This is a genomic window from Comamonas sp. MYb69 (genome assembly GCF_037479315.1).
Lineage (GTDB): Bacteria > Pseudomonadota > Gammaproteobacteria > Burkholderiales > Burkholderiaceae_C > Comamonas.
Genome location: NZ_JBBGZG010000007.1, coordinates 57561 through 70988, shown reverse-complemented (window position 1 = coordinate 70988; position 13428 = coordinate 57561). Strand labels below are relative to the sequence as shown.

At 65.9% G+C, this 13428-nt stretch carries 7 protein-coding genes; 3 read left to right on the top strand and 4 right to left on the bottom strand.

The features are described from left to right. Positions 1-16 precede the first annotated feature (16 nt). Entirely contained in the window at positions 17-5311 is a 5295-nt protein-coding gene (locus tag WH303_RS11375) for a hypothetical protein (RefSeq protein ID WP_339518549.1), read from the bottom strand. 552 nt (positions 5312-5863) lie between these two features. Between WH303_RS11375 and WH303_RS11370 the strand changes: the two genes are divergently transcribed. Then, positions 5864-7000: a L,D-transpeptidase Cds6 family protein gene (locus WH303_RS11370; RefSeq protein ID WP_339518547.1), complete on the top strand. Its 1137-nt coding sequence runs from the start codon at positions 5864-5866 to the stop codon at positions 6998-7000. A 111-nt stretch (positions 7001-7111) separates the two neighbouring features. On the opposite strand, the gene WH303_RS11365 is transcribed toward WH303_RS11370, so the two are convergent. Continuing rightward, complete coding sequence (locus WH303_RS11365) at positions 7112-8578, bottom strand: hypothetical protein (protein WP_339518546.1); 1467 nt, start codon at positions 8576-8578, stop codon at positions 7112-7114. A 404-nt stretch (positions 8579-8982) separates the two neighbouring features. On the opposite strand from WH303_RS11365, the gene WH303_RS11360 reads away from it, so the two are divergent. Then, the gene (locus WH303_RS11360; protein WP_339518545.1) at positions 8983-10338 is read left to right on the top strand and encodes a L,D-transpeptidase Cds6 family protein; all 1356 of its coding nucleotides are present in this window, start codon (positions 8983-8985) and stop codon (positions 10336-10338) included. A 69-nt stretch (positions 10339-10407) separates the two neighbouring features. Continuing rightward, positions 10408-11742 carry a L,D-transpeptidase family protein gene (locus WH303_RS11355; protein WP_339518543.1) on the top strand — a complete coding sequence of 445 codons (1335 nt, stop codon included), beginning with the start codon at positions 10408-10410 and terminating at the stop codon, positions 11740-11742. Positions 11743-12109: 367 nt separating this feature from the next. Here the strand turns inward: WH303_RS11355 and cydX are convergent, their stop codons facing one another. Both cydX and cydB read right to left on the bottom strand, forming a co-directional pair. After that, positions 12110-12244: a cytochrome bd-I oxidase subunit CydX gene (gene cydX / locus WH303_RS11350; RefSeq protein ID WP_021025677.1), complete on the bottom strand. Its 135-nt coding sequence runs from the start codon at positions 12242-12244 to the stop codon at positions 12110-12112. Between the two features lie 29 nt (positions 12245-12273). Next, positions 12274-13428, bottom strand: coding sequence for a cytochrome d ubiquinol oxidase subunit II (gene cydB, locus WH303_RS11345; protein ID WP_339518542.1), 1155 nt, complete (start codon positions 13426-13428; stop codon positions 12274-12276).

The following is a 13428-nucleotide window of genomic DNA, read 5'->3' as shown; positions in this document are numbered from 1 at the left end:
CAGGGCGCGCTGTGCATCAGGCCAGTTGGTGGTGCAGCAGGTCTTGCGGCAGCACGCTGTGTGCATCGCCGCTGGCCACACTGCTGATGGCAGTAGCCACCGGCTGCAGCGCGCTGCCGGCCGTGCTGGCCACGAAGTGCGGCGCTGCCGTGCCGCCCAGCAAGCCACCCAACCCGCCGCTGCCGCCCAGCAGACCCCCTACGAGGCCGTGCTCACCGGTGATGCCCGAGAGCAGACCGGTGCTGCCGCCGAGCAGGCCGCCGACCACGCCGCTGTCACCCAGCAAGCCGCTGACCAGGCCCGTGTTGCCGGTCAGGCCGCCCAGCAGCCCCCCCGTTGCGCCGCTGCTGCCCAGCACGCTGCCCAGTACGCCCTGGTCACCGAGCAGGCCGTCCACCACACCGCCCAGGCCCGCTGCTGCGCCGCCCGAGGTGGTGCCACTCAGCCCGGCCAGGACATCGTGTACGGCCGAGACCACCGGCTCCAGTGCCTGGCCCGTCTCCTGTGTCAGGCCATTGACCGCCGAGGTCACGACGCCCAAGGGGCCGCTGCTGGTGCTGGTCAGGTTGTCGACCACACTCGTCACCGGTGCCAGTACGCCGCTTTGCGGATCCAGCAATGTATCGACCACCGCGTTGACCGGCGCTGCGACGGTGCCGCCGACCAGGTCACCGACCAGGTTCTGCGCCGTGGTCACCATACCGCTGCCATCGGTGCCGCCGGAGCCATTGCCCAGCAGTCCGCCCAGCAGACCACCGTCACCGGTCAGGCCACCGAGCAGTCCGCCTTCGCCGGTGATGCCGCCCAGCAAGCCGCCATTGCCGCCGACGACGCCGCCCAGCAGACCACCGTCACCAGTCAGACCGCCGAGCAGACCGCCTTCGCCGGTGAGACCGCCCAACAGGCCGCCATTGCCGCCAACAACACCACCCAGCAGACCGCCTTCGCCGGTGAGGCCGCCCAACAGGCCGCCATTGCCGCCGATGACACCACCCTGCAGGCCACCGTCACCGGTCAGGCCACCCAGCAGGCCGCCTTCTCCCGTCAATCCGCCCAGCAAGCCGCCGACCGCACCACCGGAGGTGCCGCCGCTCAGGCCCGCAATGACATCGTGCACGGCAGAGACGACCGGCTCCAGCGCTTGGCCAGGCACTTGGGTTAGGCCATTGGCCACCGAGGTCACGACGCCCAAGGGGCCGCTGCCGCTCTGGGTCAGACCTTCGACAATGCTGGTCACTGGCGCCAATACGCCGCTTTGTGGATCCAGCAGGGTATCGACCACCGCATTGACCGGCGCTGCGACGGTGCCGCCAACCAGGTCACCCACCAGGTTCTGTGCCGTAGTGACTACACCGCTGCCATCGGCCCCGCCGGAGCCGGAGCCCAGCAATCCGCCGAGCAGACCACCGTCACCGGTCAGCCCGCCGAGCAGTCCGCCTTCGCCGGTGATGCCACCCAGCAAGCCGCCATTGCCGCCGACCACGCCTCCCAGCAGACCGCCTTCACCAGTCAGACCGCCGAGCAGACCGCCTTCGCCGGTGAGGCCACCCAGCAAGCCGCCATTGCCGCCGACCACGCCGCCCAGCAGACCGCCTTCACCGGTCAGACCGCCGAGCAGACCGCCTTCGCCGGTGAGGCCACCCAACAGGCCACCATTGCCGCCGATGACACCACCCAGCAGACCGCCATCACCGGTCAGGCCACCCAACAGGCCTCCTTCACCAGTAAGGCCGCCGAGCAAGCCGCCGACTGCGCCACCGGATGCGCCGCCGCTCAGACCTGCGACAACATCGTGCACGGCAGAGACGACCGGCTCCAGCGCCTGGCCAGGCACCTGGGTCAGGCCATTGGCCACCGAGGTGACAGCGCCGAGCGGGCCGCTGCCGGTATGGGTGAGGCTTTCCACCAAGCTGGTCACAGGGGCCAACGCGCCGCTTTGTGGATTGAGGAGGGTATCGACCACGGCATTGACCGGTGCTGCAGCCGTGCCGCCGACCAGGTCGCCCACCAGGTTCTGTGCCGTCGTCACTGCGCCGCTGCCATCGGTGCCGCCAGAGCCGGAGCCCAGCAGCCCGCCGAGCAGACCGCCGTCACCGGTCAGGCCTCCCAGCAGGCCGCCATTGCCGCCAACAACGCCGCCGAGCAGACCGCCTTCGCCCGTCAGGCCGCCCAGCAGACCACCGTCGCCGGTCAAGCCGCCCAGCAGACCGCCTTCACCGGTGAGGCCTCCCAGCAGGCCGCCATTGCCGCCCACAAGGCCTCCCAGCACGCCGCCGACCACGGTACCAATCAGGCCGCCGCCCAGTCCGCCGCCGGCACCACCGTCGCCGATGCTGCCCAGGCCGGCAATCAGCTCGTTCAAGGTACCGATGACGGGTTGCAGCCCTTGGCCTTCCACCTGGGTGAGGCCGCTGACCAACTGGGTCAATACGCCCAGCGGGCCGCCTTCGACCGAGGTCAGGCCTTCGAGCACCGAAGTCACCGTGGCCAGGGTGCCCGTGCCGGGGTTGAGCAAGCTGTCGAGCAGCTGGCCCACTGGCTCGGCGACCGTGCCGCCGAGCAGGCCATCGACGACATCCTGCGCCGTGGTCACCAGGCCGCCATCGGTCGCGCCGCCATCAGGGACCAGGCCGCCCAGCACACCGCCGACGATGCTGCCGATCAAACCGCCGCCCAAGCCACCGCCCAGGCCGCCTTCACCGATGCTGCCCAGGCCGGCAATCAGCTCGTTCAAGGTGCCGATGACCGGTTGCAGGCCTTGGCCTTCGACCTGGGTCAGTCCGCTGACCAGCTCGGTCAGCACGCCCAGCGGGCCGCCTTCGACCGAGGTCAGGCCTTCGAGCACGGTGGTCACCGTGGCCAAGGTGCCGCTGCCGGGGTTGAGCAGGCTATCGAGCAGCTGGCCCACCGGCTCGGCGACCGTGCCGCCCAGCAAACCATCGACGACATCCTGCGCCGTGGTCACCAGGCCGCCATCGGTGGCGCCGCCACCCGGGACCAGGCCGCCCAGCACACCGCCGACGATGCTGCCGATGATGCCGCCTCCCAGGCCGCCTTCGCCCACATTGCCCAAGCCGGCAATCAGCTCGTTCAAGGTGCCGATGACGGGCTGCAGCGCCTGGCCTTCGACCTGGGTCAGGCCATTGACCAGCTCGGTCAATACACCCAGCGGGCCGCCGTCTACCGAGGTCAGACCTTCGAGCACCGAAGTCACGGTGGCGAGGGTGCCGCTGCCGGGGTTGAGCAGGCTGTCGAGCAATTGACCCACAGGCTCGGCCACCGTGCCTCCCAGCAGGCCATCGACAACCTCTTGTACCGTCGTCACCAGACCGCCGTCGGTCGCGCCACCGCCAGGCACCAGACCGCCGAGGATGCTGTCGACGATGGAGCCGATCAGGCCGCCGCTGATACCACCTTCACCAATGCTGCCCAAGCCGGCAATCAGCTCGTTCAAGGTACCAATCAGCGGTTGCAGTGCCTGGCCGTCCACTTGGGTGAGGCCATGGACCAACTCGGTCAAGACACCCAGCGGGCCGCCTTCGACACTGGTCAGGCCTTCGAGCAAACCGGTGACGGTTGCGAGCGTGCCATCGGTCGGGTGCAGCAGGCTGTCGATCAACTGGCCCACCGGCTCTGCCACCGTGCCGCCGAGCAAACCGTCCACCACGTCTTGCACCGTGGTCACGATGCCGGGGCCGTCCGTCCCACCGGGCGGTGTGCCGGAGCCGCCGCCCAGCAAGCCGCCCAGCAGACCACCCACGCCCGCCAGCAGCTCACCGAGCGGGCTGTTCTCACCGAGCAGACCGCCCAACACCTGGTTCACCAGACCGGGAATGCCTTCGGTCGATGTGGGATCGCCCAGACCTGCGATCAGCTGGTTGAGGGTTGCCACCAGCGGCTCCAGCCCTTGGTCCTGGATATTGACCAGGCCATCGACCAGCTCGGTCAGCACACCCAGAGGGCCACCATTGGTGTTCGTCAACTGCTCCAGCACGCTGGTCACCACCGCGAGGGTTCCCGTCGATGGGTTGATCAGCGAATTGACCAGGTCCGTGACGGGCGCCACCAAGGTGCCACCGCCCAGCGCCCCCAGTACGTCCTCGACCGAGGTGATCAGCCCATGGCCGTCCGTCGGATCGGTGGGGTTGGTTGGATCCGTAGGGTTGGTCGGGTTGGTTGGATTCGTCGGATCCGTGGGGTTGGTTGGATTGGTCGGGTTGGTGGGGTCCGTTGGGTTAGTCGGATTGGTAGGGTTGGTCGGGTCCGTGGGGTTCGTAGGGTTGGTCGGGTTCGTCGGATTGGTGGGATCCGTGGGGTTGGTTGGGTTGGTCGGGTTGGTAGGATTCGTCGGATTGGTAGGGTCCGTCGGATTTGTTGGGTTGGTGGGGTTCGTAGGGTTGGTTGGATTCGTTGGATCCGTAGGATTGGTTGGATTGGTCGGGTTCGTAGGATCCGTCGGATTGGTCGGATTCGTTGGGTTAGTCGGGTTCGTTGGATTGGTGGGGTTGGTCGGGTTCGTTGGGTTCGTGGGATTGGTCGGGTTCGTTGGATTGGTAGGGTTCGTTGGATTGGTAGGGTTGGTCGGATCCGTGGGATTGGTCGGATTCGTTGGGTTGGTTGGGTTGGTTGGGTTGGTGGGATCGGTGGGGTTGGTCGGATCCGTAGGACTGGTGGGGTCCGTCGGGTTGGTTGGGTTGGTGGGATTGGTCGGATCCGTGGGGTTGGTAGGGTTCGTTGGATTGGTGGGGTTGATGGGCGGCTTGCGGTCGTCGTCGTCATCGCCGCTGTCCAGCGCCGCAGCGATCAGCGCGCCGCCACCAATGCCGACCAAGCCGGCGAGCAGAAAATCGCCCAAGGTGGAGCCACCGGCTTCGGCCGTTTCCTGGGTCACCACCAGGCCCAGCGCGTCGGTGTCGTCCCCGGCAGGGGCCACATCGACCTTGCCCGAGGCGAGGTCCAGCGCCATCGCGCCTGTGCCGTCGGCGCCTGCCTGGTAGCCCAGCGTGGCCTCGGTGCCACCTGCAAATGTGCCCACCAGCTTCTGGCCACCGGCACCGCTGAACTGCGCCTGCGCGCTCCCATCGGCTGGCACGATGATCTTGTCGCCCACTTGCAAGGCCGTGCCTGCGGGGGCCGCCATCGTCTGGCCGTCACGCACGATCTGCACGCCGGCGCTGGCCTGGGACAGCGTGGCAGGGGTGCCTTTGGCCGATGCGGCCATCGCTGCGGCGCTGCCGGTTTGGGACGCCATGCCGTGGGTGGCCAGTGCAGCAGCTGCGGTATTCGAGGGGAGGGCGGTGGAGGTGGTCATTTTCTCTGTCCTGTAGAAAATTGAAATATCAAACGCAAGGGCTCCGACTTGCCTCGCGAGGCTTATCTGGGCGGAGACTGTGCAACTTGCGTGCCATGGATTTGTTTTTTATCTGCGTTCATTTGGTATTTCATAAGTCATTGAAATTTATGAATAAATATATTTGCTTGCGGATGGATTGCAGTTTAAAAACTATGGTTTGATCTGGCGTTTAAGCAATGTCCAATGTTGTTCCCTCAGGCGTTACGTAACGTTCTGCGGTTATGGCGGAGCATTTCTGTAAATATTTGCTGCTTGGCGTATAAATAGGATTTAAATCATGATCCTGTGGTATCCATAAAAATTTACATAATGAATCGGGTGGCGGGCTCGCATACTATTTCTGCTGTCTCTTGCCGCATCCGTGTTTCTCCTGGTCACTGCGGCGCCGGCTTAAAGAAGCTGTTCAAAGAAATTCGTTGTATTTCCCCTGATTCCATGACTTTTAAAAAGCCATCTATGCGCATCGCGTCTCGTCACTTCTCTCCCCCTCTCTGGTTAAGGCAGGCACGGTTGCCAAAGTTGGTGGCTGCGCTGTTCGCAGGCGGTGCGGCTGTATTGCTGGCACTGCCTGCCCATGCCGCACGCGAAGTGGATGCGGTGGCCCAGCTGCTGGAGCAGGGCCAGACCGCGCAGGCGGCGGCGCAGGCCGACCAGTTTTTGCAGCTGAACCCCCAGGACGCCGAGATGCGCTTTTTGCGCGGCGTGATCGCCACCGAGCAAAAGCAGCAGACCCAAGCCATCCAGATCTTTTCGGCGCTGGCACGCGACTACCCGGCCATGCCCGAGCCCTATAACAACCTGGCCGTGCTGTATGCCGCCCAAGGCCAGGACCGCAAGGCCGTCGATGCGCTGGAGCAGGCCATCCGTGCCCAGCCCGGCTATGCCACCGCCTATGAAAACCTGGGTGATCTGTATGCGCGCATGGCCAGCCAGTCCTATGGCAAGGCCTTGGAGTTGGACAGCGCCCGCCAGGGCATTGCGCCCAAGCAGGCGCTGATCGCGCAGATTGCGCCGGGCAGGCATGGGGCTGCGGTGCCAGTGACAGCGGTGGCAGCAGCCGCGCCGCCCGCCCCGGGCTTGACCCCGGTGCAAGCTGCGGCTGCGGTACCTGCACCCGCACCTGCAACTGCACCCGAGCCTGTGCTGGCAGAGCGCATATCCTCGGCAACCCCGCTGCAGCTGGCCGCTGCAGAGGCGGCACGGTCATCGGCCAAGTCATCGGACAGGCCCGCAGCCAGTGCCGCCGCCAAAGCAAGCCCGGCGCCGGACGCCGCACCTGCCGCGACGGACTTGCAGACGCTGGATAGCTCCCCTGCCGCGGTGGAGGCCGCCGTGCAGGCCTGGGCCCAGGCCTGGGCCCAGCAAGACATGGATGCCTACCTGGCCGCCTATAGCCCCGCCTTCAAACCCGCCGATGGCAGCAGCCTGGCAGCGTGGAAGCAGTCACGCCGCCAGCGCATTGTGGGCAAGTCTGAGATCAGCGTGGCGCTCAGCGATGTGCAGGTGGCCGTTGACGGCCCACGCGCCACGGCCCGCTTTGTGCAGGCCTATGCGGCAGGCGCGCTCAAGAGCAACTCCCGCAAGACCTTGGTGCTGCAGCCCGAGCAAGGCCAGTGGCGCATTGTGCGTGAGACCGTGGGGCGCTGACATCCCGTTTGAACAGAACAAGGGGCCTGCCCTTTTGCAGCAGGCGCCTTGGTTTTGAGGGTGCAAAGGGCCGTTACGCCAGGCGCTGCGGCTGCCGGGTACCTATAGCGCTTATGAGCGTGCCTGCGACAGGTTGGCGAAGCTCACCGCCGCGCTGATGGTGATCAGCAGCTGGCTGGCCACGCGGCAGTCGGTAACGGGCGCCTGCAGTGCGCCGCTGCTCCAGCGCTGGCGGCTGGCCTGCGTATGGGGCAGCTTGGGCCAGACCATGCGCTGGTAGCAGGTCTTGAACAGCGACTGCATGCCTGAGAAAAACTGGCTGCGCTGGGCATGGCTGGCAAACAGCGGTTTGCCGTGCTGCAAAGAGCATTCCATCAGCGCGGCCGACACCCAGGGCTCGGGGTGCAGCTTGCTGTGTTCCTCGTCCTGCGCCAGGGCCTGCAGCTGCTGCCAGGCGGCATGCAGCCATGGGCTGTCGCCGTCTGCAGCGGGGCTGCCAGTGGCAGCTTGCAGGTCCGAAGGTTGCTGCCCACTCTTTTGCAGGCTTTGCAAGGCCAGCTGGGCCCAGGGGGCGGTGGCACCTGCACCGCGAGCGGCCTTGCCATGGAGCTGCTGCGACAGCAGGCCGATCAGGTCGCGCAGCGCCGTGGCGCAGCCGGCGCCCGGGTAGAGGTGGACATACTGCACCAGCACGATCAGGCTCATGGCCTTGAGCAGGTCGCTGCCGCATTCATGCAGGCTCCAGCGCTGCATCTGCTCGGCCTGGTAGGCAATGGCGCGGTGTATGGTCATCGACGCGCTTGGCGTCGGCGCGCTTTGGCGCTGGGTGAGCAGCAACGCATAGGTGATGCCCAGGTGGTCGACCAAGGTGCTGGCTTCGGGCCAGCTGCCGTCTTCGCTTTGGCTGCGGGCCAGCAGCTCCTGCGTGGCCTGGTAGATGGCCGAGGCCGCGCTGCCGTGGCTGCCCCGGGGGGCCGAGGGATCGGGGCGGGGCAGGGTGCGCATCTCTCCGAGCGGGCTGATGTGCAGGCCTTCGAGCAGCAGTTGCCAGCGGCCCTGCGTGCTGGCGGGCACCGGATCGCTCAGCAGCTGCAGGCGGGCGAGCGAGCGCGTCATGCGGTGGCTGAGCAGGGCGAGCATCTCGGCGCGCTCCTGCGCGCTGTCGGCCAGGCTCCAGGACTGGCGCAGGTCGGACAGCGCATCCTGCGGGTCATCCCCGGGCAGCGGCAGCACGGCGGTCGCCCAGTCAATGCGCAGCTCCACGCCGGTGGCATTGAAGGCCCAGGCCCATTGGCGCATGCGCGCAGCACCCTCCGTCCAGGCATCGGCAACGCTGGGCTGCTGGATGCTGAAGCTGGTGATGGGCAGGTTCTGCGCGGTGATGGTGAAGAACATCAGGCAGCCGTCATAGGGCTGGGGCAGATCCACCGCCTGCTGCGCCACAAAGCGGGCAGCCAGGCTCAGCTGGTGGGCCAGGCCGGGTGCGCAATGCACCTCCATGCACAGATGGCGCTCCTGCGCTTCGTCGAACAGCGTCTCGCAGACCTCTGGGCTGAGCAAGGGGGCGTTGTGGGTCATGTGCAGGTCTCCGGTCTGGGGGCTGGCCTCAAGGGCAAATGCCCAGGCCTTGTTTTTAAGAGTGCAACTCCTGTGCCAGCCTGCGAACCCGTTCTTGTTACATCTGTGAAATTTAAAAGTTTGTTGTTTTAAATGATTATTTTTAATTTTAGTAGCCTTTTGGTGCGGCGCAGGAGCCAGTTTTTCGGCCACTTGTTACGGAGGTGTTACGTAACGTTCTTGCTTTGTGCGGGGAGCGTTCCACCGGCAGGCAGCCGGGCCCTGGCGCAGGCAGGGTCTGTATAATCGGCCGGTTTTTGGCGCGCGCCAGGCGGGGCTTTTTCTGCCAACGGATGTGTGTACAGATACACAAGATTTCTGGCTGTTTTCTGCGGCTTTGGTCCACTGCAACGAGAAAATCCCCCATGCAAAGTGCTTTCCCAGCGCGCTCTACCCTGCGATCCCTGGTGCCCGTCCTTTTTCACCAGCGCTGGGCGGCGGTCTGCGTAGGTGTGCTGATGGGTGGCGCAGCGCTGCAGGCGCAAGCCGCGCCCACGTCGCCTGCATCGCCTGCCGTGGCAGAGGTGAGCCAGTTGCTGCAGCAGGGCAAGGCAGCGCAGGCGGCCAAAGAGGCCGATGCCTACCTGCGCAAGCAGCCCGGCGATGTGGAAATGCGCTTTTTGCGCGGCGTGATCGCGACCGAGCAAAAGCAGCATGCGCAGGCGATCAAGATCTTCCAGGAGCTGACCCGCGATTACCCCGGCATGCCCGAGCCCTACAACAACCTGGCCGTGCTGTATGCCGCCGATGGCCAGGACCGCAAGGCCGCGCAGGCGCTGGAGCAATCGATGCGCACCAACCCCAGTTACACGACGGCGCATGAGAACCTGGGCGACCTCTACGCCCGCATGGCCAGCGATGCCTATGCCAAGGCGCTGCAGCTGGAAGGCGCGCCCAAGCAACAGGGCCCCCAACTGGCGCTGATCACGCAGATTGTTCCGGCCTCGCTGGCCAACGGCAAGAACGCGCTGGTGCAGGCCCGTGCCGATGTGCCGCCCAAACCGGTGGCGCCACCGCCGCCAGCACCTGCGCCTGCGCCGGTGCCAGCGCCCGCACCAGCCCCGGTTGCCGCGCCCAAACCGCCTGCGCCTAGCCCTGCACCGGCTGTTGTAGCCCAAGCGGCATCCACGCCGGCGCCGGCTCCCGCCAAGGCGGCAGCGGCGCCCGCTCCAACGCCAGCACCTGCACCCACGCCGGCCCCGGCGCCCAAGGCGGCTCCGGCACCTGCGCCCACGCCAGCAGCCGCTCCGGCGCCTGTACCTGCTGAGCCTGCCAAGGCTGTGGCAGCCAATGCTGTGGCAGCCAATGCTGTGGCAGCCGCCCCAGCCGCCAAACCGGCAGCACCTGTGGCCGAGACCAAGCCTAAGCCGGCGCGCGATACCGCCAAGCTCGATGTGGAGCGCGCCGTCAACAGCTGGGCCACGGCCTGGGAGAAAAAGGACATGCCCGGCTACCTGGCCGCCTACAGCGACCATTTCAGCCCAGCCGGTGGCGGCAGCCTCAGCGCCTGGAAGGAAGAGCGGCGCCAGCGCATTGTCGGCAAGCAGGCGATTGTGGTGAATGTGCGCAATCTGCAGGTCAGCGTCGAGGGCGAGCAGGCAACGGCCAAGTTCCGCCAGTACTATGCGGCGGGGGCCCTCAAGACAACCACCCGCAAGACCTTGGTGATGCGCCTGGAAAAAGGCCATTGGCGCATCCTGCGCGAGACCACGGGCGGCTGATCGCTCCGCGCTGCACAGGCTATGATCGGCGCTGGTCCGCACAGAAGTCAGTTGAAGGAATCACAGGCTATGCCTTTTTGCAAGCAGTTTTGGCGCTCGGGCGTTGGTGCAGCCGTGGTGGCCGCCGCAGGTGCGGCGCTGGCCGCTGGCTCCCCGGCCACGCCGCGCGCTGCTGCCCAGGCAAAGACGGCCGCTGCCGCCAAGGCCCGCCAGCCCGATGCCGAAGAGCGCCTGGTGCAGATCATTGCGCTGGTGCAAAACCAGCAGCTGGACCAGGCCCTCAAGGCCGCCGCCAGCCTGACGGCCGATGTGCCGCATTTTCAGGCCGCGCAGCTGGTGTATGCCGATCTGCTGCGTTTTCGCTCCGGCCAGCCCGGCGCATTGACGCCCGCTGCGGTGGCCCAGCGCGCCATGGTGCTGCCCGTTAAACATATACCCCTGCCGCAGGCCGACGCAGCTGCGCCGCCCACGCCCGCGGCCAACGCCCAGGGCGCGCAGAGCCTCGAGCAGCTCCAGGGCCTGCAGGACGAGATCCGCCGCCGCATGCAGGGCGCCCAATCGCTGCCGGCCGCCGGCCAGGTGCCTGCGGAGTTTCTGTCGCTGTCACCATCGGTGCGCCAGGTTATCGCCATTGATGCCAGCCAGTCGCGCCTCTACCTGCTGCGCCATGACCAAGGCCAGCTGCAGCTGGTCGACAGCTTCTATGTCTCCGTCGGCAAGCTGGGGGTGGGCAAGCTCGAGGAGGGCGACCAGCGCACCCCCGAAGGCATCTACTTTATTGGCCGCCAGATTGCCGGCCAGCGCCTGCCCGAGTTCTATGGCAAGGGTGCTCTAACCCTGAACTACCCTAATGACTGGGACAAGGCCATGGGCCGCTCGGGCAGCGGTATCTGGCTGCATGGCGCGCCGCCGGACCAGTTCGCCCGCCTGCCCCAGGCCAGCGATGGCTGCGTGGTGCTGGCCAACCCCGATCTGATTGCGCTGATGCGCACGGTGGACAAGCTGACGCCGGTGCTGATCCGCGAGAAGCTGCAGTGGGTGGCGCCAAGCGATGCCTCGCACCGCCAGAGCACCGACGCTTTTACAGCCGTGCTGCAGCAGTGGCACCAGGCCTGGATGCAGGATGATCCCCAGGGGGCCTTGCAGCTGGCCACGCCGCAATGGACGGCCTCGCCCGAAGGCCAGGCCTGGCAGACACGCATGGCCGCGCTGTTCAAGGGCCGCAGTGTGGAGCTGCAGGACATCTCCACCTACGGCTGGAAAGACGACAAGGGCGAGATTCGCGTCGCCAACCTGAAACTCAAGAGCCGCGAACAGGCCCAGCCCTTGTCGCTGCGCCAGTACTGGCGCAAGGTGGGCAAGGACTGGCGGCTGTTCTCTGAAGATTTGCAAAACCAGGGCTGATCGCTCTTAGAACCTGTTCAAAGTCTCTACGCAGCCGCGTTGGAGTGCAATCGGGATGAGTTCGAAGCGATGGTCCGCAGCTTGCACCGGGGTGCAAGCAAGGGCCAGCGCGCAGAAATCGCCCGATTTCACTCCAACCCTTAGGGACAGTGGCTTTGCGAGCGGTCTGCGTCGTTGCAAATCCTCGCAATAGCTGGGCTATTGCTGCGGTATTGCGCCTCGCATCCCATCTCGCAAAGACACTGTCGCGGCGCGAGGAGACTTTGAACAGGTTCTTAGCCCATAGCAAAAGGCCCAAACCAAGGTTTGGGCCTTTGTGCGTTGAGAGCCTTGGCGCTGTGCCAGGCTCAGGGGCTTGTGCCGCAGCTCAGTGCTGCGAGTCCGGGTCGTCCAGCAGCTGCTGGCGCAGCTTCTGGTCTTCGGTCATCTCAAACCACATGGCGTTGAGCACCGCAAAGGCGGCGGCCAGCGGCAGGCCGAGAATCCAGGAGAAATACCACATAGTCGAATCCTTTCTGTGTGCAGCGGTGCTCAGTAAGCGTGGCCGTTGCCGTCGTTGATGTCCTTGGCATTGACCTTGCCCCAGAGGACCGAGTAGACCCAGCTGGTGTAGGCCAAGATCAGCGGCATGAAGATGAGGGTGCAGACCAGCATGATGAACAAGGTCATGTGGCTGGACGACGAATCCCAGACCGTGAGGCTAAAGCGCGGATCGACGGACGAGGGCAGGATCATCGGGAACATCGAAGCGCCCACGGTCAGGATGATGCCGGCAATGCCCAGGCCGCTGGTGATCATCGCCAGGCCATCCTTGCGGGCACGGATCAGCACCGCTGCGATCAGGCAGCCCAGCACGCCGAGGATCGGCGCAGCCATCGTCCAGGGGTGCTGCTGGTAGTTCTGCATCCAGGCGCCGGGCGCGTGGGCCGCAGTCTTGAACAGCGGGTTCGACGGGCCGGTGGTGTTCAGCGCCGAGGTGATGCTGTAGCCGTCAACAAACTTCCACAGCACGATGCCGGCGAGCACGAACAGCACGGCAGTCACAACCGCCGAGATGCTGCCCACGGTGCGGGCACGGGCGGCAATGGCGCCTTCGGTCTTGATGCACAGCCAGGCCGCGCCATGCATCAGCAGCATGCTGACGGAGATGAGGCCAGCGAGGATCGCGAAGGGGTTGAGCAGGCCAAAGAAGCTGCCGTCATAGTGGATGTAGAGCTCGGGCGTCAGGCGGAAGGGCACGCCTTGGAGCACATTGCCCATGGCCACGCCGCAGATCAGCGCAGGGATAAAGCTGCCGGCAAACAGCGCCCAGTCCCAGCGGCTGCGCCAGGCGGGGGACTCATTCTTGCTGCGGTACTTGAAGGCGACCGGGCGCAGGATCAGACCGATCAGGATCACGAACATGGCCAGGTAAAAGCCCGAGAAGGACACCGCATAGAGCTGCGGCCAGGCGGCAAAGATGGCGCCACCGCCCAGCACCAGCCAGACCTGGTTGCCTTCCCAGGTGGGGCCGACGGCATTGATGATGACGCGGCGCTCCAGGTCGTTCTTGCCCAGGAAGGGCAGCAGCATGCCGGTGCCCAGGTCAAAGCCATCCATCACGGCAAAGCCGATCAGCAGCACGCCCAGCAGGACCCACCAGATGACACGCAGGGTGTCGTAGTTCAAAAGTGTATGCAAGATCAT